We start from the raw sequence: 279 nt of genomic DNA, 5'->3' as shown, positions 1-279 counted from the left end.
GGCGGCAGAAATGATTAAGAGTGTATCGCTGATCATCGCTGGCTTACTGCTCCTGTTGCCGGGATTTTTCACCGATTTTCTCGGCCTTCTCCTTTTGTTACCGCCGGTGCAAAAACATTTGACGCTGAAGTTGCTGCCGCATTTACGTTTTTCCCGGATGCCGGGCGGCGGGTTTAGCGCGGGTACTGGCGGTGGCGAAACATTTGACGGCGAGTATCAGCGTAAAGATGACGATCGCGATCGTATTGAACATAAAGACGATCGTCGGGATTAAAGGTA

General features: G+C 51.3%; 1 protein-coding gene. It reads left to right on the top strand.

What is annotated here, in order from left to right; all coding sequences use genetic code 11:
* On the top strand, positions 1–274 hold a 274-nt coding region (locus J4G32_RS21520; RefSeq protein WP_210497790.1), incomplete at its 5' end, for an FxsA family protein.
* Positions 275–279: the final 5 nt, after the last annotated feature.

Origin of the sequence: Microvirga antarctica, assembly GCF_017921815.1 — a bacterium.
Classification (GTDB): Bacteria; Pseudomonadota; Alphaproteobacteria; order Rhizobiales; family Beijerinckiaceae; genus Microvirga; species Microvirga antarctica.
This window is presented reverse-complemented; position numbering and strand designations above follow the sequence as displayed.